Raw genomic sequence first — 20,062 nt, forward strand, 5'->3', positions numbered from 1 at the left:
CCGGCCTGTGGTGGTAAAACGCTCGGCAGTCGTCATCGGCCAAAAAGCCCGTGATCAGCCACCTGTGGTGGTACTCAGCGCCCCCAACTTGCCGCCGCGCGTGTCATCATAGGCCTGAGTGACCGCCCTGACGGATCAGATCCGCTCCAGTGCGCTCTGGGGCGGCGCGAGGAGCAATCGCGCGCAACGTCAGCCACACACCAAACCCAGACCAAGGCGCCCCGACCTTTGGGTTCGGGGCGTATTTGTCACAGGTTCTGGCCGGCCAAGGCTCAGTGCACTTCGGGGTGTTTGTAGTCGGCAAGCGCCTTGCGCAGATTCAGCTTACTAACCTTCCCGGTCGCGGTCATGGGCAATTCATCAACCCAGACGATATCGTCGGGCAGCTGCCACTTGGCAAAATGCTCGCTCAGCAACTCGTGCAATTCTTCCAGCGTCACACGTTCGCTATCAGTGGGAACCGCAACAAGGATCGGGCGTTCGTCCCACTTCGGATGCGGCACGCCAATGGCGGCGCAGTTTGCGATGCTGGGGTGGGCCATGGCTGCGTTTTCAAGGTCGATTGACGAAATCCATTCGCCGCCCGACTTGATAAGGTCCTTGGCCCGGTCCTGGATCGTCAGATAGCCGTCTTTGTCGATCGATGCGACATCCCCGGTGCCGAACCAGCCTTCTTCGTCCAGCGCCTCGGCCGTGGCCTCGTCGTTGTTGTAATAGCCCGCGACCACCGCGTTGCCACGCACGAACAATTCGCCAACCGCTTTGCCGTCATTGGGCAAGCGTTCGCCGTCGTCGTCAACGATCTTCAGTTCGACCCCGAAGACGCGCCGCCCCTGGGTCTGCTTGAGGTCGAGACGTTTTTCCAATGGCCAATCATTGGTAAAACTGGGAAGCGTGCCGTGGGTTCCGACGGGGCTCATTTCCGTCATACCCCAGGCGTGGCCCACGCTGACGTCCATTTTTTCGAACGCTTCGATCATGGAACGCGGCGCGGCAGAGCCGCCGATCACCACATCGCCGAACCCGTTCGGTTTGCGGCCCTGTTCCTTGATTTCGGCCAGCAGACCCAGCCAGACCGTCGGCACGCCCCAAGCAGAATACACATTTTCCTGATCCATCAACTTGAACAAGCTTGGCCCGTCCAGCGCGGGCCCCGGCATCACCAGCGACAGGCCGGCCATCGGCCCTGCGTAGGGCAGGCCCCAGGCATTGACATGGAACAAAGGCACCACCGGCAGAACTTTCTGGCCTTCGCGAAAAGTGTTGCCAAGCGTCACCGCGATCATCATCGCATGCAGCACGTTCGAGCGGTGGGAATAAAGCGCGCCCTTGGGGTGCCCCGTGGTGCCCGAGGTATAGCAAAGCCCTGCGGCGGTGTTTTCGTCGAAATCGCGCCAGTCCATCCGCTGCGGCTGGCCCTTGAGCAGGTCTTCGTAGCACAGCGCGCCAACCAGACTGGTTGCGGGCATGTGGTCGCGGTCTGTCATGATCACATAGGTCAAACCCTTTGGCAGATGCTCCTGAACGGCCTCAAGAAGGGGCACGAACGTGGTGTCCACAAAGATCAGTCTGTCGTCGGCGTGGTTGACGATATAGATCAACTGTTCGACCGACAGGCGCGGGTTGATCGTGTGGCAGACAGCGCCAATACCCGAAACTGCATAGTAAAGTTCAAAGTGGCGGTATCCGTTCCACGCCAGCGTCGCCACCCGGTCGCCCATTTCGACCCCGAGTTTTTGCAGCGCATGCGCCAACTGGCAGACGCGGTCGCGCGTTTCGGGGTACGTCTGGCGGTGAATATCGCCTTCTGTGCGGGCCGAAATGATTTCAGCAGTGGGAAAGGCGTCGGCGGCGAACTCCAGGATGTCGCTGATCCTGAGCGGCCGGTGCATCATTTTTCCAAGCATCGAGTTCCTCCTCAACATAATGCTTCCAGAGTCCAAAGCGGGACGTTCTGCACCTCGAAACGTAGTTTCACATTGATTGTTGCGCCAGTCGGATTTTTACTACCGACCTATCACTAAGGGAGGAAACCCATGGCTGAGATGATGAAACGTATTGCGCTGGCCGAGCGTCCCAAAGGCGAGGTCGGCCCCGAACACTTCCGTCTGGATCAAACGGAAGTGCCCACCCCCCGTGATGGAGAGGTCCAGGTGCGTGTGACGGCCATGTCGCTTGACCCTTACATGCGGGGGCGCATGGACGACGTGGCAAGCTACGCCGATCCCGTTCCGCTGGGCGGCACGATGGAGGCCGGCGCCGTCGGCATTGTCACCGAGTCGAAAGATCCGCGTTTTGCGCCGGGCGACAAGGTGTTCGGCATGTTCGGTTGGGCCAGCCACGGCGTGCTGCCCGGCCAGCAGCTGCGCAAGCTGGATGATCGCGCACCGATGAACACTGCGCTTGGCGTGCTCGGAATGCCCGGTTTTACCGCCTGGGCGGGTTTGACCGCCTATGGAAAGCTCAAGGCTGGCGAGACACTGGTGGTCGCCGCCGCGACCGGCCCGGTCGGATCGATGGTGGGCCAGATCGCCAAGTCGCAAGGCCTGCGCGTCGTCGGCGTTGCCGGTGGTCCGGACAAGTGCAAGATGGCCGTGGACATCTTTGGCTTTGACGCCTGCGTCGACCACCGCGCGCACGGATCGGCAAAAGACATGCGTGGGGCGCTGGCTGCCGAATGCCCCGACGGCATCGACGTCTATTTCGAAAATGTCGGGGGGCCGGTTCTGGGCGGTGTGCTGCCGCTGATGAACCTGCATGGCCGCATCATCGTGTGTGGCATGATCGCGTGGTACGACGGCGCGCAAGACGAGGTCGCACGCATGCCCTTGGCCAACCTCTGGCGGATGGCCCTGGTCAAGCGCCTGACCATTCAGGGCTTGCTTCAGACGGACCATGTCGCGCGCTATGGCGAATTTCTCAGGGATATTGCCCCAAAGGTGACCAGCGGCGAATTCAAATATGTCGAAGACGTGGTGCAGGGCCTGGAAAACGCGCCCGAAGCCTTCATGGGCCTGCTCAAAGGGCGCAACAAGGGCAAGCTGATCGTGCAAATTTCGGAGGAATGACATGGACCTATTCGACCTCAAAGGCAAAAACGCCCTTATCACCGGATCGACCAGGGGCATCGGACGCGCCATTGCAGAACACTTTGCAGCGCATGGCGCCAACGTTGTGATATCCTCGCGCAAGAGCGAAATGTGTGACGCGGTGGCCGAACATATCAACACTCAAGGCGCTGGCAGGGCCGTTGCTATTCCGGCCAATGTCTCGGAAGACGCGGACATCGATGCGCTGGTCGCCAAAGCAACGGCAGAACTGGGCAAGATCGACATCCTTGTCTGCAACGCCGCCGTGAACCCCTATATGGGGCCATTTCTGGACACGCCTGATGACGCCTTCGACAAGACCATCGCCGTGAACGTGCGTGCCAATATGCGCCTTTGCAAACACGTGGTGCCGGGAATGCAACAGCGCAAGGACGGCGCCATCGTCATTATCTCATCGATTGCCGCGTTCAAGGGCTCGCGGGATCTGGGGATTTACGCGGTGACCAAGGCCGCCGACACGCAAATCGTGCGCAACCTGGCCGTGGCTTACGGCAAGGACAACATCCGCGTGAACGGTATCGCCCCCGCCGTCGTCAAGACCAAGTTTGCCAAGGCGCTTTACGAGGACCCCGAGCGCGAAAAGCGGACTGCGGCCTCATACGCGCTCAAACGTCTGGGAGAGCCGGACGACATTGCGGGGGCTGCGCTGTATTTCGCCAGCCGCGCGGGGGCATGGACCACCGGGCAGACGCTGATCGTCGATGGGGGCTGGTCAGTGAGCGAGACCTGAGCGGACGCTATACCGGTTCGATCAGATCGGGCCCCGAAGCCCGGTTGGAATTGACCGCGGTATCGACCCGGTGAAAGGCCAGAAAATCATCCGGCGCGGCGCGCATCAGCGTGGCTGCACCGGGCCCTTCTTCGCCCAGCCATTTCCCACAATCCTCGGGACGCAAGACGACCGGCATCCGGTGGTGGATGTCCGACATCGGCCTGTTTGCGCCCGTGGTGACGATCGCACAGGACGTGGTCCGGGTTTCGCCTTTGTCCCAGATTTGCCAAACGCCTGCCATCACCAATGGCGCGTTGTCTGCCGGATGGATGTACCACGGCAGGCGGTTGCCTTGGGCATCCTTTGTCCATTCATAAAACCCGGTGGCGGGGATCAAGCAGCGCCGCTCGCGGCACGCAGTGCGAAAGGCGGGCTTTTGCGCGATAGTTTCTGCCCGCGCGTTGATCAACAGCGGCCCGTCGGTGGGTGACTTGTACCAGTGCGGCAGAAATCCCCACCGCATGGACACCAGCTGACGTCCGGTGTCCCCCGACCGCACAACATGGATCTGCGTGGTGGGACAGACATTGAAATTCGGGGCCTCTGGCAGGTCGTTCGCCGGCGCGGCGCCGAACAGTTGCGCCATCGCGTCGGGCGGCAAGGTCACCGCGAAACGTCCGCACATCAGGCTGCCCCCTGCCCTGCGCTCACTTGGACCACGCCTTGCGCGCCATATCGATCCGCGCCTCCATCATCGACATGTCCTTCAGGATTTGGTGCCTGCGGGTTCGATCGCCGGTCTCGCGCAGTTCGGCCCGCAATTGCGCAAGCTTACGCGTCAGGGCAACATAGGGTGGCACCGCGCCGTTTTCGCGCACCACCCGGTTCAACAGGGCGTTTTGCGGATCATCGCAGGGTGGAAGGGGTTTTCCCGTTCCCTCCAGCCCTTCAAATTGCCCCTCGGCCTCGGCCGCTGCAATTTTCGCATTGATCAGGTCTATCAGCGGGTGATCCATATCGCGCCCTCTCGTGTCGACCAATTTATCGCGCCCAGCAAAAATTGGAACCGCACCACGGTTGGTGGCCACGGACAAGTCGCGCGCAGGTCTGTGTCATCGCAGCACACGCCAAATCCGCATCCAAAGATGCCCCTTGGCCTTCAGAGATCGGCCCCGAACCAAGTCGGCGCGAAAGCCACGCTGGGGTTGATTTCCATCCGCGAAGACGACCGCTGCAAGATATGGCAAAGGCCCCGCCGAATTAGCGAGGCCTTTGCACCAAACGCAGTCGCGATCTATTTCCTGGTGATCCGCCCATCTGTGAAAGGCTTGTAGGGACCTTGTTCGGCCAAAAACTCGGCCGTCACGTCCGCAAGATCGGGCCCGAAGTCATAGACATTTTCGGCGTCCTTGAACATGGCATAGCCGTCCCCGCCGTTGCGAACGTAGTTGTTCGACACTAGCGTGTAGGTCTTGGCAGGGTCCAACGGCACGAAACTGTCGCCTTCGGCCACCATGACGTCAGACACACGGTCCCCTACTGGCGCGGCCGGATCGAAAGTGAACTTGATGCCGGCAACTTGCGGGAAACGGCCGGCGCCCTCTTCAACCTGGCTCACGCCGTTTTCAAGCGCTTCCTTGACGGTGGCACCATCGACCTGGAACGTGGCCAAGGTGTTTTGGAACGGCAGCACAGTCAGCACTTCGCCCATCGTCACTTCGCCCGCGTCGATCGAAGCGCGCAAGCCCCCACCATTGGCGATGGCGATCTGGACGCCCTGGTCCTTCACGCGGTCCAGCATGGCGTCAGCAACCAGATTGCCCATCGTGCATTCGCCCGCCCGGCACGAGCCGCGTTCGCCATCGATCGGTTCGGCGGTTTGCGCCACGACCTTGTTGCGGATTTCCTCTAGCGGTTCGGCCGCTTTTGCAATGCGATCCTTGGTGGCCTGATCCTCGGCGACATTGCCGTCCATGATGATCGGCTCGCCTTTGGCCTCGATCACCTTGCCCGCGTCGTCGAAGGTCACATTCAGTTCGCCAAGGAACTTGCCATAGGCGTAGGCTGACACGATTGCCGTATCGTCAACCATCGTGGGATAGGGCCCTTCGGCACTGTCCGCCGTATTGGACAGGTAGGTGTTGGTATGCCCACCCACGATCACATCGACGCCAGTGGTTTCAGCCGCGACCTTTTGGTCGACGCCATAGCCCGAGTGCGACAGCACGATGATCTTGTTCACGCCGTCCGCGGTCAGTTTGTCAACTTCGCCCTGAACCGCGTCCGAGGGATCGGTGAAAATGACGTTCGGGCCAGGGCTGGCCAGTTCGTCCGTGTCTTGCGGGGTCAGACCGATCAAGCCGATCTTTTCGCCGCCCTGCTCGATCACAGTAGACTTGGCGATCTTGCCCGACAGCAACGGCTCGCCCGAGATATCGGCATTCGACATCAGGATGGGGAAGTTCACGGCGTCGACGAAGCCGGCCAGAACCTCGGGGCCGTCGTCGAACTCGTGGTTGCCCACGGTCATGGCCGTGTAGCCCATCTTGTTCATCATTTCGGCGGCCAGTTTGCCCTTGTAATAGCTGTAAAACAGCGTGCCCTGGAACTGATCGCCCCCATCCACGAGGATGTAATTGTTCGTGCGTGCCTTGGCCTCTTCCAATGCGGTGATCAAACGGGCGGACCCGCCAAAACATTTGCCTTCGGCGTTATCCTCGGACGAGCATCCCGAATCGTACTTGCTAATCGGCTCGAAACGCGCGTGGAAATCGTTGGTGTGCAGGATCGTCAGCGAATAATCGGCTGACGCGGCACCGGCCAGCAAAGCAACCGCAGCGCTGGTGGAAAGAATACGTGTGAGCATGACAGCCCCCCTTTACGTCTTGAACATGAGTAGCTTTGCTTGGCTTGACCACAGAGTCAAAGAAGATCGGCGGAAGTGGGCTTGTTGCCTAGCGGCAACCGCCATATCATGACCAGCGCTTGACCAAATACTGGGCACAGGGCAGATGGTGCCCATGCTGATTTACAAGATCTTTCGCGCCGACGAATGGGCGCAACTGCAGGCGGACGGCTCTACGCCGGGCGCGCCGGTGGATATCGCTGACGGGTACGTACACTTTTCGACCGCCGAGCAAGTCGCCGAAACTGCGTCCAAGTACTTCGCCAACACGGACGGCTTGATCCTGTTGGCCGTCCAGAGCGACGGGTTGGCACCGCTTGAGTGGGAGCCTTCGCGCGGCGGGGCGCTGTTTCCGCATCTTTATCGCAATCTGACGCTGGGCGATGTGCTGTGGGCAAAACCGTTGCCCTGCGACGGCGATGGTCACATCTTTCCCGACGGGGTTCTGACATGAGCCTGCGCGAACAAGTCGGCATGCCGTTTCTGCGCCTGCTGGACCCCGAGCTCAGCCATGGAGCGGCGCTGTCTTTGTTGCGTGCGGGTCTGGCGCCCCAACCGGGGCCTTACACCTCGGACCGCGTCGCGACAAAACTGGCCGGCATGAACCTGCCCAACCCGGTCGGGCTGGCGGCCGGGTTCGACAAGAACGCCACTGCTGCGGCCCCGCTCATGCGGGCTGGCTTTGGTTTTATCGAACTTGGCGCCGTCACGCCGCGCCCGCAGCCGGGCAATCCCAAGCCGCGCCTGTTTCGCTTGTCTGAAGACCGCGCGGTCATCAATCGCTTCGGCTTCAACAACGATGGGATGGAGGCAATCGCCGGGCGCTTGGCCCGGTTGGACCGCACGATCCCTGTGGGTCTGAACCTTGGTGCCAACAAGGATAGCGACGACAGGGCCGCCGATTTCGCCAAGGTCATGAAGTGCTGCGGGCCCCATATTGATTTCGCCACGGTCAACGTCAGCTCGCCCAACACCGAAAAGCTGCGTGAACTGCAGGGGGCCGAAGCGCTTTCCGCCCTGCTTGCCGGGGTGACCGAAGTGCGCCAGGGGCTGCGTCGTTTCGTGCCCGTGTTCCTCAAGATCGCACCAGACCTGACCGACGCCGAAATTTCCGAAATCGGCGCGGTCGCCCGTGACGCTGATATCGAGGGGATCATCGCCACCAACACCACCCTGTCACGCGAAGGGCTGACGTCGGCGCAGGCTGGCGAAGCTGGCGGGCTGTCCGGCGCGCCGCTGTTCGAAAAATCGACCCGTGTTCTGGCGCAGCTGGCGCAGAGCACGCACGGCCAGATCCCGTTGATCGGGGTCGGCGGGATTGGATCGCCCGAGCAGGCCTATGCCAAGATCAAGGCTGGCGCGTCCGCGGTGCAAATCTATTCTGCTATGGTCTATCAAGGCCTGTCACTGGCAGACGATGTGGCGCGTGGGCTGGATACCTTGCTGGCGGCCGACGGGCATGACAGGATTGCGCAGGCCGTGGGCACCGACATAGGAGCATGGTTATGAGCGTCACCATCTGGCACAATCCGCGCTGTTCAAAGTCGCGTGCGGCCTTGGCCGCCCTGCAAGAACGCGGCCTGTCACCCAGTGTCCGCCTCTATCTCAAGGACCCGCCCCCACGCGCCGAGATCGAAGACGTGCTGAACATGTTAGGCGTGCCTGCGGCGCAGATGATGCGCACAAAGGATGCCGCCTTCAAAGATGCGGGCCTGACAACGAATGACGATGACGCGACCCTGATCGCGGCCATGGCCGCAAATTCGGCCCTGATCGAACGCCCGATCGTGATCGCAAACGGCAAAGCCGCCATCGGGCGTCCGACCGAAGTGATTTTCGACATTCTCTAGTCCAGCGCGGCCCGCTCAAGCGCCGGGTAGCGCAGGCCCAGCGTCACGGCGCGCACGACGAACCAGATCAGCAGCGCCGCCCACAAGCCGTGATTGCCGAACACCGGCAGGGCAATCGCCAGTACAGCGCCGTACACAGCCACGCTGATCAGCATCATGTTGCGCATATCGCGCGACCGTGTGGCCCCGATGAACACCCCGTCGAGCAGCCAGGACGCGAACCCGACAATGGGCGCGGCCACCATCCAGGGCAGGTAATCGCGCGCAGAAGCGCGCACCCCGTCAGCCGTTGTCATGACATCGATGATGCCGGGGCCAAATATCATGAATGCCAGGGCCAGCATCACGGCCGTTCCCCCCGACCAGATCCCGCATAGCTGTACAGACCGGCGCAAGCGCGCGACGGCACCCGCACCAAAGGCCTGCCCGACCAGCGCTTCAGACGCAAAAGCGAACCCATCCAGGGAATAGGACGTGATCATCAAGAACTGCATCAACACCTGATTTGCGGCCAGTTGCACATCACCCAGTTTCGATCCGAACAGCGTGAAACTCAGGAAAACTGCCTGCAGCAGCATCGAGCGGATCATGATATCGGAATTGACGCGCGCGATCTGGATCAGCCGGGTCCGGTCCAGCACCCGCGCCCAGTCTCGCCAGTCGGGCCGCTGGAACGCATCACGACACATCCACAGGCCCAATGCAGCCCCGGACCATTCCGCAAGGAATGTTGCAATCGCCACCCCTTGAACGCCCCAGCCCAGCCCCAGAACGAACCAAAGGTCCAGCAGAATGTTCAGCCCGTTCATGGCCAGCTGGATCACAAGGATCTGCCGGGTCCGCTCCTGCGCGACCAGCCAACCGGTCAAACCATAGACAGCGATAGCCGCAGGCGATGACCAGATGCGGATCTGCATATATGCGTGTGTCAAATCCTCGACTGCCGGACTGGCGGGGGATAGCGCCAAAGTCAGCGGGATCCACAGCCATTGCAGCACGATGAACGCCCCGCCCGCGATTGCAGCCACCATCAGGGCGCGGGTCAGCAGCATCGACACTTCGGCCAGATCGCCCCTGCCGAGCGCCTGGCTGGACAGCCCCGTTGTGCCCATCCGCAAGAACCCGAACACCCAGTAAATCGACGTAAGGATCATTGCCCCCAGACCGACAGCCCCAATAGGTTCGGGCGTGCCGATCTGGCCAACAACACCTGTGTCGACCGCACCCAGGATCGGCACCGTAGCTGAGGACAACACCATCGGCAGCGCAATGCGCAACACCCGGCGATGGGTGACGGCCTCAGCCACAGGGGTCAGCCATTATCCTGCATCAGGAAATGTCCAGTGCCTTGCGCGAATGGGCGCAAACGGTTGTCTTGCCACGCTTCGACGTGGACGCTGGCATACCGGCGACCCGACCGCACGACACGGGCCCGCGCATAGGCGTCGCGCGGCAGACCGGTTCGCAGGTAGTCGATGGTGAAATCAATCGTCTTGGGGTAGCGCGGAAGGTGATCGCGGGTGATTTCCTCGGCCGATATCTGATCGCTTTCCAGATCGTCCCAAAAGCTGGACCACGTCAGTTCGATGACTGCTGCCACTTCGAGGAACGCCGCAGTAACCCCGCCGTGAATCGCGGGCATTACCGGATTTCCTATCAAGTCTTCTTTGAACGGCAGCACGGCCGTCAATTCATCCCCGTGCCGTTCGAACAGGATTCCCAAAAACCGGACGTATGGCACGCCGTCGGCCAACGCTGCCAAAGCCGTGTCGCGGCGCTGCTTGACGATCTGCACCGGCTCAGGCCGCTCGCGTCCTGCGCCGTAGTGATTTGGGGTGTTGCTCATGTTGTTTTCTTCTTGAATGTGAATGCGCCGGCGGCCGTGGCTACCGGGCGTGTCGGGTCATCATCTGTCGCAGTCGCGCGAATGAAAGCCACCGAGCGGGTGACGTTGTAGCATTCGGCATGCGCGGTCACTGTCTGCCCTTTGGTGGCCGGACGCATATAGTCGATCCGCAGATCAAGCGTCGCCGTCCCCAGCGCCGCCAAAGGATGAGACATCACGGCCGCGCCGCCGCATGTGTCCATCAGTGCGGACACCGCACCGCCATGCAGGACGCCCGTTTCCGGATCGCCCACCAGATCCTCGCGCCAGGGCAGACAGAACTTTGCTTCGCCGCCGCCCATGGCAACAGCCACAATCCCCAGTGCGCGGGCATGGGGCAAAGATTCTATGAATTTCCTTGCGAGCTTGGCGCTATTTTCGTCGCTGTCGCGGGTCATGTGTCGCTGGCTCCGTTCAACTTGCTTGCGGCAACTATTTGCCCTTGCCAAATCAACTGCAAGACCCATATTCTGCACTTGAGAGTTATTCTCAAGAAAGAAACCATGACTGACTTGGCCCATACCACCTCTATCGGCGTCGGAAACAAGCTGCAGCTATTCAATCCGCGCAGGCTTGCGGTTGCATTGCTTTTGATGATCCTGGCCCTTGCGCCCGGGCAATTGGGCGAAGTCACACGCGCCATGATGATCGATGCCTATGTTCAAGTGTCGGTCTTTGTCGCGGCAACGCTGTTGATCTTTTACGGATCTGAACGGCTGTTCAATTACGATATCGGCACTTCACTGTCGCGTGCGAAACACTGGCAAGTGCCCATCGCAGCATTGATGGGGGCCACGCCGGGCTGCGGCGGGGCCGTTGTGGTCGTGTCAGCCTATGCATCGGGCCACGTCAGCTTTGGCGCTGTCGTCGCCACGCTGACCGCCACCATGGGGGACGCGGCGTTTTTGCTGATTGCAACCCGGCCCGACGCTGCCGCAGTGGTCTTGCCGCTCAGTTTGGCGGTCGGGGTGACTTGGGGCTGGATCGTTGATCGCTTCAACACATCCGAGTACCGCACCGGCACCCAGCAGAGCTACAACACCACGCCAGTGATTGGAAAAACGCGGCTGCGCGATGTTGCCTATCTGATCCCTGCTGCGCCTGCGCTGATTGTCGGGGTTGCCCAGCTGGTGCAAACTGACCTGCACAATGTCATGGGCATTCCGGTCGGGGTCATCGGCCTTGCCGGTACTGCCCTTGGTCTGGCGATCTGGGCCATGTCACCCCTTGTCGCGATGACGTCGTCGCAGGATACGCCTGTCACCCGCATGGCCGAAGAGACCAGCTTTATATCGGTCTGGGTGATCGGGGCATACCTTGCCTATGAATACGTGGATGTGTTCGCAGGGCTGGATCTGGCGACGCTGTTCAACTCTGTGGCGCCACTATTGCCGTTGGTGGGGGTTCTCATCGGGTTCATCCCCGGGTGCGGGCCACAGGTTCTGGTCACGACGCTCTATATCAATGGGCTCATCCCGTTTTCCGCCCTTGTGGGCAATGCGATTGCAAACGATGGGGACGCGCTTTTCCCCGCGATCGCGCTCAGTCCCCGGGCTGCGGTCATGGCCACAATCTGGTCGGCTGTCCCGGCGGTGATCCTTGCCTACGCTTTTTACCTGCTGGCGCCTGGCTTCATGTCCTGATCGTCGCTTGGTAATTGCGTCCCCTTTTTCAGTGGGCTAGGCTGGTTCAGTGAAAAAGGAGAGCACTCGCGAATGTCCGAAGATCGCCTGTCATTCAAAGAAATGTGTGCCAAGTTCGACGTGACGCCACGCACGTTGCGCCACTACGAATACATCGAACTGCTGACTCCCGAAAAAGAAGGGCGGTCCCGTTTCTACACGCCCCGGGAAGTCGCGCGGATGGTCCTGATCCTGCGGGGACGCCGGTTCGGCTTTTCGCTGGAAGAGATCCGCCAATGGCTAGAGGTGTACGAAACAAAAGGGTCCACGGTCCAATTGGAGATCTGGGTGCAGAACGCGACCCGGCAAATCGGCGAACTCATCCGCCAGCGTGATGAGCTGGATCAATCGATTGCCGAACTCAAAAAGCTGCGCGACGAGGCGCAAGAGCAGTTACGTAACCCCTGATATTGACCGGATCGTCATATATGACGCGAATCCAATATCTTTCCCCCAAAGCGCTTTGACTAACGGCTAAAACCGCTTTGGGGTAGAAAAGTTGCGCGTGACGCTTGGTCATGTTTTCGAAAATTTTACCAATCGGTAAATGACGTGGCGTTCCGATTACGTAGGCGTCAAGTTTCCTTGTAGAAATACGGGGCAACCCGCATCTCGACCGAGCACACGACTTGGGCGTGTGTTTGAAACCGAGGTGTAAACATGACTGACGAGTTGATGACCATTCGCAAAATGTGTGATGCTTTTGATGTATCGGCCCGCACCCTGCGCTTTTACGAATCCAAAGAGCTTCTTTCCCCTATTCGGGAAGGCCAGAAGCGGCTCTTTACGAAACGCGACCGCGCCCGTTTGAAGCTGATCCAGCGCGGCAAGCGCTTTGGCTTTTCACTGGAAGACATCCGACAGCTGTTGGATTTGTACCATGAGGACGAGCAGGGTTTTGCACAGCTAAGCGAAGTGCACGCAAAAGGTCAGGAGCGATTTGCCGAAATGATCGCCCAACACAAAGAGCTGACCGCTGCCATCGACGAGCTGAAACGCCAGCTCGACTGGGGCGCGGAGCAGCTTGCCAAGATGAACGGCGTTCAAAAGGCCAGCTAAAGCCACACCAACCCCCTTGGGAGGACACCATGCCGACTTACACAGCCCCTATCGCAGATATGCAGTACATCCTGCACGACGTGTTGAAAATCACGGACTCAGGCATACCGGGATACGACGAGCTAGACGCGGATTATACATCGGCGATCCTGGAAGAAGCCGGCAAGATTTCGTCTGAAGTTCTGGCCCCGCTGAACATCGTGGGCGATCAGGAAGGCTGCAGGTTGGAAAACGGCCTGGTCTACACCCCTAAGGGGTTCAAGGCGGCATTCGACCAACTGCGCGAAGGCGGATGGACGGGCCTTGATGTCGCTCCCGCCTATGGGGGGCAAGGAATGCCCTATCTTGTGGGGACTGCCGTGGGCGAGATGTTCAGCGCTGCCAACCAGGCGCTGATGATGTATCCGGGCCTGACGCACGGGGCCGCATCGGCCATCGCGGCGCATGGTTCGGACGAACAAAAGACCACTTACCTGCCGAAGATGACCACCTGCGAATGGACTGGCACCATGAACCTGACCGAACCGCATTGCGGGACGGATCTGGGGCTGATGCGGACCAAGGCCGAACCGCAGGACGACGGCAGCTACAAGATAACTGGCCAGAAAATCTTTATCTCTGCTGGCGACCATGACCTGTCGGACAACGTCATTCACCTTGTGCTGGCAAAGATCGTCGGCGGCCCGGAAGGGATCAAGGGCGTATCGCTGTTCATCGTACCCAAGTTCCTGGTGAACGAAGACGGCAGTCTGGGCGAACGTAACGACGTCTCTGTCGGCTCGCTGGAAGAAAAGATGGGCATCCACGGCAATTCGACCTGCGTCATGAACTACGACCAGGCGACCGGATACCTGATCGGCGAGGAACACAAAGGCATGCGCGCCATGTTCACCATGATGAACGAAGCGCGTATCGGCGTGGGCATGCAGGGCCTGGCCCAAGCATCCGCCGCCTATCAGAATGCAGTGACCTACGCGAAAGAGCGCCTGCAAGGACGTGCAGTGACCGGGGTTGAAAACCCGGATGGGCCCGCCGATCCACTGATTGTGCACCCTGATATCCGCCGGAACCTTATGGCGCAGAAGTCTTTCATCGAAGGTGGACGGGCTTTCATGCTGTGGGGCGCGCAACTGATCGATCAGGCGCATCGCAAAGAGGATGCAAAGGCGAACGGGCTGATTTCTCTCATGACGCCGGTCATGAAGGGCTTCATCACCGATATGGGCTATAACGCCACTGTCGAGGCCCAGCAGGTTTATGGCGGCCACGGCTATATCGAAGAATGGGGCATGTCGCAGTTCACCCGCGACGCGCGTATCACCATGATCTACGAGGGCGCAAACGGCGTCCAGGCGCTGGATCTGGTCGGGCGCAAACTGGGCGCTGATGGCGGCAAGCCCGTCATGGCCTTCTTTGAGATGATCAAGGACTTTGCCGCCGAGAACAAGGATGTCGAGGGCATGGAGCCGTTCCTCGGCCCCCTCAAGGAAGGGTCGAAAGCCCTTCAAGCGGCAGCCATGTTCTTTATGCAAAACGGGATGAAAAATCCCAACGTGGCTTTGTCGGGATCGTATGACTTCATGCATCTCTTCGGGCACGTTTGCCTGGGCTACATGTGGGCACAGATGGCCAAAACCTCGCTTCAGGCGCTGGAAAGCGGCACGGGCGACAAGGCGTTCCACGAAAACAAGCTGACGACAGGCAAGTTCTACATGGCCCGCTGGATGCCGATGTGTTCGACACATCTGGCCCGGATCGAAAGCGGCGCCGATCCTGTCATGTCTCTGGACGCCGAGGCGTTCTGAACCACTCGGGAGCGCCGAACGGGTGATCATCGGGCCGGTTGCGGACGGTCCGATTGACGGCAACGCTCCCCGCGCCGCGGGCCTGTGCACCGGGAACTCCCCAAAGGGGTTGAGGCACAGGCCCGCAGAGCGCACACTGCGGGCAAATCGACACGTGGACTGCTATGCCAAAAAGATTCCGCCTGACCCGCCGCTTTAACGCCGCCATGACCGAAGACGGTTACCGCCGTCTGCGCCGTTTTGCATCGGAGGCAGGTCTGGATGAAGGCGAGGCGCTGTCCTTTCTGTTCGAAAATTTCGACAGCGTGACCGACGAAGATAACCTGACCCATCGTTTGCGCCTGTTCAATTCCGAGCTGGACGCGCGAAAGCGCTGAGGGGCGTGACGTTGACGTCACGACACTAAAATTCGGAACGGAACGTCACACCGTGACTCGGCCGCTCTAACTGGGTTTATTATGCGCGACCTGTGGTGCAAGGACGCTCTTGTTGTCCGCCGCACCATGCATCGTTTGGGAGGACGAAAACCATGGCGATCAAGCTCTATTGTTTTGGCGAAAGCGGCAATTCGTACAAGGCCGCGTTACCCCTGGAACTGTCCGGGCTCGAATGGGAACCGGTATTCGTCGACTTTTTCGCAGGTCAGCACCGCGCGGACGAATTTCAGGCGCTGAATGCGATGGGCGAAGTGCCGGTGCTGATCGACGGCGATGTGACCCTGACTCAATCGGGGGTCATGCAGGCCTATATCACCGAAAAAACCGGCAAGTTCGGCGGTGCCACGCCCAAAGAGGCGCGTGAGGTTCTGCGCTGGCAATTCTGGGACAATCACAAGATGTCCAGCCAGGCCGGCATGACCCGATTCTTGATGAACTTCCTGCCCGAAGACAAACGCCCCGCTCAGGTGATCGGTTTCATGCAAGGGCGTCTCAAGTCCGCCTACGCCACGCTGGACAAAGCGCTTGATGGGCGCGACTGGTTGGTCGGCGATGGCCCGACCCATGCGGATTTTTCTTGCTGTTCATACCTGTATTACCCAGAGCCCTTCGGCTTCGACCGCAAGGTCTGGCCCAACATCGACCGCTGGCTGGACGGCATCGCCGCCCTGCCCGGTTGGAAACATCCCTATGATTTGATGCCCGGCTCGCCTGCCGACCGGGCCTAAGGAGGACCCTATGACAGATGCTTATATCTATGATGCCGTGCGAAGCCCGCGCGGAAAGGGCCGCAAAGACGGCGCGCTGCACGAACTGACGTCCATATCGCTGTCGGCCAAGATCCTGAATGCTCTCAAGGATCGCAACAATCTGGACGGTCACGCGGTGGAAGACGTGATCTGGGGAAATGTCACGCAGGTGATGGAACAGGGCGGCTGCCTTGCGCGCTCTGCGGTGCTTGCTTCGGATCTTGATGAATCGATCCCGGGTCTGGCGATCAACCGGTTCTGTGCATCCGGCATGGAAGCGGTGAACCTGGCCGCCAATCAGGTCAAGGGCGGCGCAGGCGATGCTTACATCGCGGGCGGCGTGGAAATGATGGGCCGCGTGCCCATGGGCAGTGACGGTGCAGCGATCGCCGCCGATCCATCGTTGGCCCTGAAAACCTATTTCGTGCCCCAGGGCATCAGCGCCGACATCATCGCAACCGAATATGGCTTTACCCGCGACCAGGCCGATGCGCTTGCCGTCGAAAGTCAGCGCCGCGCCGCCGAGGCGTGGAAGGATGGCCGGTTCAGTAAATCGGTGGTCGCGATCAAGGACCAGAACGGGCTGCCAATTCTGGACCACGATGAATATATGCGGCCGGGCACAGACATGCAGAGCCTGGGCGCGCTGAAGGCTTCGTTCAAGGACCTGGGCGAAACCATGCCGGGGTTCGACAAGGTCGCCATGCTGAAATACCCGCACCTTGAGCGGATTGAGCACATCCACCACGCCGGCAACTCCAGTGGGATCGTGGATGGTTCGGCCGCCGTCCTGATCGGCAACAAGGAATTTGGCGAAAAGCATGGGCTGAAACCTCGCGCGCGCATCAAGGCCACCACCAAGATCGGTACCGATCCGACGATCATGCTGACTGGCCCCGTGCCCGCCACCCAGAAGATCCTGAAAGACAATGGCATGGACATCGGCGACATCGACCTGTTCGAAGTCAACGAAGCCTTCGCATCCGTTGTTCTGCGCTTTCAGCAGGCCTTTGATGTCGACCCAGATCGGGTCAACGTCAACGGCGGAGCAATCGCAATGGGCCATCCTTTGGGCGCAACCGGTGCCATGATCATCGGAACCCTGCTGGATGAGATGGAGCGTCAGGATAAAGAAATCGGCCTGGCAACTCTGTGCATCGCATCTGGCATGGGCGCGGCAACGATATTGGAGCGCGTCTAGGCAATGACCCGGGAAGACCTGCTGAAAACACTAGGCGACATGGGACCGGCGATCGTTTCGGACGACGTCGTGCTCGATACGCCTTGCGTTTGCGGGCCCTTGTTGATCCTGAGTGGCGAGGAACAAATGGTCTGCCGCCACAGCCAGGCTTCACACGATGTGCTCGGCGATTGCAGCGATGCAATCCGCAGTCATCCCGGTGACAAGACCGTGCGAATTCTGCCCCCCTTCGAGGATTGCCACAACGAAACATGGTTGGGACCGGTGGATACCGTTTTCCCGAGCGGCCAGCGCCGTATCCCCACCACCCATTTTTCTGCGCGCTCGGCTGGCGAAAGCAGCCCAAAGCGCCGTGTGGCAGCAATCCGTGGAACCCGAAATCCCCAAGAGGCGAACGCGTTCGCCCCGACTATCTGGGAGAATTGAGAATGACTGAATTTCACTTTGACCTTGCCGATGACGGCATCGCGACCATTACCTGGGACTGCGCCGACAAATCCATGAATGTGCTGTCCATGGAAGGCGCACAGGAATTAAATGATCACATCGACCGCGTGTTGTCGGACGACGCCATCAAAGGCGCCGTGATCACCAGCGGCAAGCCTGACTTCGCCGCCGGTATGGATCTGAATATTCTGGCCGGAATGAAAGAAAACGGCGCCGAAGGCGTATTCGAAGGCGTCATGAGCCTGCATCACATCCTGCGCAAGATCGAACGCGCCGGCATGGACCCCAAGACCAACAAAGGCGGCAAGCCAATTGCCGCTGCCCTGCCCGGAACTGCACTTGGCATCGGGTTGGAACTGCCTCTGTCTTGCCACCGCATCTTTGCCGCTGACAATCCAAAGGCCAAGATCGGCCTGCCGGAAATCAAAGTGGGCATTTTCCCCGGATCGGGCGGAACGACGCGCCTGGTGCGAAAGATGGGCCTGATGGGTGCCTCGCAATACCTGCTGCAGGGCAAAATGGTCGATCCAAAGGGCGCCAAGGGCGCGGGCATCATCGACGAAGTGGTGGGCGATCCCGTCGCTGCGGCGCGCGAATGGGTCGCGAATGCCAAGGATGGCGATATCGTCAAACCCTGGGATGCCAAGGGCTACAGAATGCCCGGCGGCGGCCCCTATCACCCAGCAGGATTCATGAATTTCGTGGGCGCCAACGCCATGGTGCACGGCCAGACCCAGGGCGTTTACCCCGCCGCAAAAGCCATGCTGTCAGCCGTTTATGAAGGCGCATTGGTGGATTTCGACACTGCTATCCGGATCGAGGCGCGCTGGTTCACCAACGTGATCATGAACCCGTCCTCGGGCAACATGATCCGCTCGCTCTTCATCAACAAGGAAGCTCTCGAAAAAGGCGCGGTCCGCCCGCAAGACGTCCCCGATCAACGCGTCAAGAAAGTCGGTATCATGGGCGCGGGCATGATGGGTGCGGGCATCGCCTATGTCAGTGCGAATGCCGGCATCGAAGTGGTACTGATCGACCAAAAGCAGGACGCTGCGGACAAGGGCAAGTCTTATTCCGAAGGCATCCTGGACAAGGGTATCAAGCGCAAGAAAGTAACCGAAGAGAAGAAATCCGAGGTGCTGGGCCGCATCACCGCCACCACCGAATACTCTGCTCTGGAAGGTTGCGATCTGATCGTCGAGGCGGTCTTCGAAGATATGAGCATCAAGGCAGAGGTCACAAAGAAGGTGCTTGAGGTCGTGCCCGACGACTGCATCTTTGCTTCGAACACGTCGACTCTGCCGATTACCGAATTGGCCAAGGCATCAGACAAGCCCGACCAATTCATCGGCATCCACTTCTTCAGCCCCGTCGACAAAATGCTGCTGGTTGAAATCATCAAGGGGAAGGAAACCGGTGACCGCGCAGTGGCCAAAGCGCTGGACTACGCCCGGCAAATTCGCAAGACGCCGATTGTTGTGAATGATGCGCGTTTTTTCTACGCGAACCGTTGCATTATCCCCTACATCAACGAAGGCGCGCGCATGGTGACCGAAGGCGTCGAACCGGCTCTGGTGGAAAACGCCGCCAAAATGCTGGGCATGCCATTGGGTCCGCTGCAGTTGACCGACGAAACCTCGATCGATTTGGGCGTGAAAATCGCCAAGGCCACCAAGGCCGCGATGGGCAACGCCTATCCGGCCGATGCCAAGCCGGTCGATGACCTGCTGTTCTGGATGCATGATCAGGGGCGCGACGGACGCAAGGCGAACGCGGGCTTTTATGAATACAGCGACACCGGCAAACGCTTGGGTCTGTGGCAGGGTCTGCGCGACAAGTACCCGCAGGTCGACGAACAGCCAGAGGTCACGCAAGTCCAGCACCGCCTCATGATGTCGCAGGTTCTGGAAGCGGTGCGTGCGTTGGAAGACGGGGTTCTGATGGACATCCGCGAAGGCGACGTTGGCGCAATTCTGGGCTGGGGTTTTGCCCCGTGGTCTGGTGGACCACTATCATGGCTGGACATCATCGGCGCGGCCAAGGCTGTTGAAATTTGCGACGATCTGACCGAAAAATTTGGCGAACGGTTCACGTGCCCCGCGCTGCTGCGCGACATGGCCGCCAAGGGTGACACCTTTTACGGTCGATTTGGCCAAAGCGCCAAAGCCGCGTGATCGAAACCGGGCGGGGCCATAGTCCCCGCCCGACTATAATAAGGCC

The 20,062-nt window shown here is 60.1% G+C and carries 21 protein-coding genes; 14 read left to right on the top strand and 7 right to left on the bottom strand.

Annotated elements, in window-relative coordinates:
• Positions 1 to 272: 272 nt before the first annotated feature.
• A complete protein-coding gene (locus ACP2AV_RS12650) occupies positions 273 to 1,907 on the bottom strand; it encodes a long-chain fatty acid--CoA ligase (protein ID WP_426373114.1) in 1,635 nt (544 codons plus the stop codon).
• Between the two features lie 129 nt (positions 1,908 to 2,036).
• Between ACP2AV_RS12650 and ACP2AV_RS12655 the strand changes: the two genes are divergently transcribed.
• On the top strand, positions 2,037 to 3,068 hold the full coding sequence (locus ACP2AV_RS12655) for an NADP-dependent oxidoreductase (RefSeq protein WP_426373115.1): 1,032 nt from the start codon (positions 2,037 to 2,039) through the stop codon (positions 3,066 to 3,068).
• A gap of 1 nt (position 3,069) precedes the next feature.
• Positions 3,070 to 3,840: an SDR family NAD(P)-dependent oxidoreductase gene (locus ACP2AV_RS12660; RefSeq protein ID WP_426373116.1), complete on the top strand. Its 771-nt coding sequence runs from the start codon at positions 3,070 to 3,072 to the stop codon at positions 3,838 to 3,840.
• A 7-nt stretch (positions 3,841 to 3,847) separates the two neighbouring features.
• On the opposite strand, the gene ACP2AV_RS12665 is transcribed toward ACP2AV_RS12660, so the two are convergent.
• From ACP2AV_RS12665 to ACP2AV_RS12675, 3 genes are all read right to left on the bottom strand, one after another.
• Positions 3,848 to 4,507: an SOS response-associated peptidase gene (locus tag ACP2AV_RS12665; RefSeq protein WP_426373118.1), complete on the bottom strand. Its 660-nt coding sequence runs from the start codon at positions 4,505 to 4,507 to the stop codon at positions 3,848 to 3,850.
• 22 nt (positions 4,508 to 4,529) lie between these two features.
• The gene (locus ACP2AV_RS12670) at positions 4,530 to 4,838 is read right to left on the bottom strand and encodes a DUF1992 domain-containing protein (RefSeq protein ID WP_426373119.1); all 309 of its coding nucleotides are present in this window, start codon (positions 4,836 to 4,838) and stop codon (positions 4,530 to 4,532) included.
• A gap of 278 nt (positions 4,839 to 5,116) precedes the next feature.
• Positions 5,117 to 6,688, bottom strand: a complete 1,572-nt coding sequence (locus tag ACP2AV_RS12675) for a bifunctional metallophosphatase/5'-nucleotidase (RefSeq protein WP_426373120.1) — start codon at positions 6,686 to 6,688, stop codon at positions 5,117 to 5,119.
• A 154-nt stretch (positions 6,689 to 6,842) separates the two neighbouring features.
• Between ACP2AV_RS12675 and ACP2AV_RS12680 the strand changes: the two genes are divergently transcribed.
• Genes ACP2AV_RS12680 through arsC form a run of 3 tightly spaced genes read left to right on the top strand, consistent with a single transcriptional unit; the run spans position 6,843 to position 8,577 of the window.
• Positions 6,843 to 7,181 (top strand): DUF952 domain-containing protein, encoded by a 339-nt coding sequence (locus ACP2AV_RS12680; RefSeq protein ID WP_426373122.1) that lies wholly within the window; start codon positions 6,843 to 6,845, stop codon positions 7,179 to 7,181.
• Positions 7,178 to 8,236, top strand: coding sequence for a quinone-dependent dihydroorotate dehydrogenase (locus ACP2AV_RS12685; RefSeq protein WP_426373123.1), 1,059 nt, complete (start codon positions 7,178 to 7,180; stop codon positions 8,234 to 8,236). Before ACP2AV_RS12680 ends, ACP2AV_RS12685 begins: the two co-directional genes overlap by 4 nt.
• Entirely contained in the window at positions 8,233 to 8,577 is a 345-nt protein-coding gene (gene arsC, locus ACP2AV_RS12690; protein WP_426373124.1) for an arsenate reductase (glutaredoxin), read from the top strand. The genes ACP2AV_RS12685 and arsC overlap by 4 nt, the downstream gene beginning before the upstream one ends.
• Here the strand turns inward: arsC and ACP2AV_RS12695 are convergent.
• Genes ACP2AV_RS12695 through ACP2AV_RS12705 form a run of 3 tightly spaced genes read right to left on the bottom strand, consistent with a single transcriptional unit; the run spans position 8,574 to position 10,860 of the window.
• Complete coding sequence (locus ACP2AV_RS12695) at positions 8,574 to 9,836, bottom strand: MATE family efflux transporter (RefSeq protein WP_426373190.1); 1,263 nt, start codon at positions 9,834 to 9,836, stop codon at positions 8,574 to 8,576. The two genes, arsC and ACP2AV_RS12695, sit on opposite strands and share 4 nt — an antisense overlap.
• 53 nt (positions 9,837 to 9,889) lie before the next feature.
• The gene (locus ACP2AV_RS12700) at positions 9,890 to 10,423 is read right to left on the bottom strand and encodes a PaaI family thioesterase (RefSeq protein WP_426373125.1); all 534 of its coding nucleotides are present in this window, start codon (positions 10,421 to 10,423) and stop codon (positions 9,890 to 9,892) included.
• Complete coding sequence (locus ACP2AV_RS12705; RefSeq protein ID WP_426373126.1) at positions 10,420 to 10,860, bottom strand: PaaI family thioesterase; 441 nt, start codon at positions 10,858 to 10,860, stop codon at positions 10,420 to 10,422. The genes ACP2AV_RS12700 and ACP2AV_RS12705 overlap by 4 nt, the downstream gene beginning before the upstream one ends.
• Positions 10,861 to 10,965: 105 nt before the next feature.
• On the opposite strand from ACP2AV_RS12705, the gene ACP2AV_RS12710 reads away from it, so the two are divergent.
• From ACP2AV_RS12710 to ACP2AV_RS12750, 9 genes are all read left to right on the top strand, one after another.
• Positions 10,966 to 12,105 carry a putative manganese transporter gene (locus tag ACP2AV_RS12710; protein WP_426373127.1) on the top strand — a complete coding sequence of 380 codons (1,140 nt, stop codon included), beginning with the start codon at positions 10,966 to 10,968 and terminating at the stop codon, positions 12,103 to 12,105.
• A gap of 72 nt (positions 12,106 to 12,177) precedes the next feature.
• On the top strand, positions 12,178 to 12,552 hold the full coding sequence (locus ACP2AV_RS12715) for a MerR family transcriptional regulator (RefSeq protein ID WP_426373128.1): 375 nt from the start codon (positions 12,178 to 12,180) through the stop codon (positions 12,550 to 12,552).
• 252 nt (positions 12,553 to 12,804) lie between these two features.
• Positions 12,805 to 13,203 carry a MerR family transcriptional regulator gene (locus tag ACP2AV_RS12720; protein WP_426373129.1) on the top strand — a complete coding sequence of 133 codons (399 nt, stop codon included), beginning with the start codon at positions 12,805 to 12,807 and terminating at the stop codon, positions 13,201 to 13,203.
• A gap of 29 nt (positions 13,204 to 13,232) precedes the next feature.
• On the top strand, positions 13,233 to 15,008 hold the full coding sequence (locus tag ACP2AV_RS12725) for an acyl-CoA dehydrogenase C-terminal domain-containing protein (RefSeq protein ID WP_426373130.1): 1,776 nt from the start codon (positions 13,233 to 13,235) through the stop codon (positions 15,006 to 15,008).
• Between the two features lie 164 nt (positions 15,009 to 15,172).
• Positions 15,173 to 15,385 carry a hypothetical protein gene (locus tag ACP2AV_RS12730; RefSeq protein ID WP_426373131.1) on the top strand — a complete coding sequence of 71 codons (213 nt, stop codon included), beginning with the start codon at positions 15,173 to 15,175 and terminating at the stop codon, positions 15,383 to 15,385.
• A gap of 152 nt (positions 15,386 to 15,537) precedes the next feature.
• Positions 15,538 to 16,173: a glutathione S-transferase family protein gene (locus ACP2AV_RS12735; RefSeq protein WP_426373132.1), complete on the top strand. Its 636-nt coding sequence runs from the start codon at positions 15,538 to 15,540 to the stop codon at positions 16,171 to 16,173.
• A gap of 10 nt (positions 16,174 to 16,183) precedes the next feature.
• Complete coding sequence (locus tag ACP2AV_RS12740; protein ID WP_426373133.1) at positions 16,184 to 17,395, top strand: acetyl-CoA C-acetyltransferase; 1,212 nt, start codon at positions 16,184 to 16,186, stop codon at positions 17,393 to 17,395.
• Positions 17,396 to 17,398: 3 nt separating this feature from the next.
• Entirely contained in the window at positions 17,399 to 17,821 is a 423-nt protein-coding gene (locus ACP2AV_RS12745) for a hypothetical protein (protein WP_426373134.1), read from the top strand.
• Between the two features lie 2 nt (positions 17,822 to 17,823).
• Complete coding sequence (locus ACP2AV_RS12750; protein WP_426373135.1) at positions 17,824 to 20,016, top strand: 3-hydroxyacyl-CoA dehydrogenase NAD-binding domain-containing protein; 2,193 nt, start codon at positions 17,824 to 17,826, stop codon at positions 20,014 to 20,016.
• Positions 20,017 to 20,062 lie beyond the last annotated feature (46 nt).

The sequence above is a fragment of the Aliiroseovarius sp. PTFE2010 genome, assembly GCF_049943335.1.
In the GTDB taxonomy this organism is placed as follows: Bacteria; Pseudomonadota; Alphaproteobacteria; order Rhodobacterales; family Rhodobacteraceae; genus JBNFVY01.

What these genes read in the sequence shown, in the direction of transcription:
- ACP2AV_RS12665 (WP_426373118.1), bottom strand. Translation starts at nt 4,507, where the DNA reads ATGTGCGGACGTTTCGCGGTGACCTTGCCGCCCGACGCGATGGCGCAA.
- ACP2AV_RS12710 (WP_426373127.1), top strand. Translation starts at nt 10,966, where the DNA reads ATGACTGACTTGGCCCATACCACCTCTATCGGCGTCGGAAACAAGCTG.
- ACP2AV_RS12730 (WP_426373131.1), top strand. Translation starts at nt 15,173, where the DNA reads ATGCCAAAAAGATTCCGCCTGACCCGCCGCTTTAACGCCGCCATGACC.
- arsC (WP_426373124.1), top strand. Translation starts at nt 8,233, where the DNA reads ATGAGCGTCACCATCTGGCACAATCCGCGCTGTTCAAAGTCGCGTGCG.
- ACP2AV_RS12735 (WP_426373132.1), top strand. Translation starts at nt 15,538, where the DNA reads ATGGCGATCAAGCTCTATTGTTTTGGCGAAAGCGGCAATTCGTACAAG.
- ACP2AV_RS12700 (WP_426373125.1), bottom strand. Translation starts at nt 10,423, where the DNA reads ATGAGCAACACCCCAAATCACTACGGCGCAGGACGCGAGCGGCCTGAG.
- ACP2AV_RS12675 (WP_426373120.1), bottom strand. Translation starts at nt 6,688, where the DNA reads ATGCTCACACGTATTCTTTCCACCAGCGCTGCGGTTGCTTTGCTGGCC.
- ACP2AV_RS12695 (WP_426373190.1), bottom strand. Translation starts at nt 9,836, where the DNA reads ATGGTGTTGTCCTCAGCTACGGTGCCGATCCTGGGTGCGGTCGACACA.
- ACP2AV_RS12720 (WP_426373129.1), top strand. Translation starts at nt 12,805, where the DNA reads ATGACTGACGAGTTGATGACCATTCGCAAAATGTGTGATGCTTTTGAT.
- ACP2AV_RS12715 (WP_426373128.1), top strand. Translation starts at nt 12,178, where the DNA reads ATGTCCGAAGATCGCCTGTCATTCAAAGAAATGTGTGCCAAGTTCGAC.
- ACP2AV_RS12705 (WP_426373126.1), bottom strand. Translation starts at nt 10,860, where the DNA reads ATGACCCGCGACAGCGACGAAAATAGCGCCAAGCTCGCAAGGAAATTC.
- ACP2AV_RS12650 (WP_426373114.1), bottom strand. Translation starts at nt 1,907, where the DNA reads ATGCTTGGAAAAATGATGCACCGGCCGCTCAGGATCAGCGACATCCTG.
- ACP2AV_RS12745 (WP_426373134.1), top strand. Translation starts at nt 17,399, where the DNA reads ATGACCCGGGAAGACCTGCTGAAAACACTAGGCGACATGGGACCGGCG.
- ACP2AV_RS12655 (WP_426373115.1), top strand. Translation starts at nt 2,037, where the DNA reads ATGGCTGAGATGATGAAACGTATTGCGCTGGCCGAGCGTCCCAAAGGC.
- ACP2AV_RS12725 (WP_426373130.1), top strand. Translation starts at nt 13,233, where the DNA reads ATGCCGACTTACACAGCCCCTATCGCAGATATGCAGTACATCCTGCAC.
- ACP2AV_RS12685 (WP_426373123.1), top strand. Translation starts at nt 7,178, where the DNA reads ATGAGCCTGCGCGAACAAGTCGGCATGCCGTTTCTGCGCCTGCTGGAC.
- ACP2AV_RS12660 (WP_426373116.1), top strand. Translation starts at nt 3,070, where the DNA reads ATGGACCTATTCGACCTCAAAGGCAAAAACGCCCTTATCACCGGATCG.
- ACP2AV_RS12680 (WP_426373122.1), top strand. Translation starts at nt 6,843, where the DNA reads ATGCTGATTTACAAGATCTTTCGCGCCGACGAATGGGCGCAACTGCAG.
- ACP2AV_RS12750 (WP_426373135.1), top strand. Translation starts at nt 17,824, where the DNA reads ATGACTGAATTTCACTTTGACCTTGCCGATGACGGCATCGCGACCATT.
- ACP2AV_RS12740 (WP_426373133.1), top strand. Translation starts at nt 16,184, where the DNA reads ATGACAGATGCTTATATCTATGATGCCGTGCGAAGCCCGCGCGGAAAG.
- ACP2AV_RS12670 (WP_426373119.1), bottom strand. Translation starts at nt 4,838, where the DNA reads ATGGATCACCCGCTGATAGACCTGATCAATGCGAAAATTGCAGCGGCC.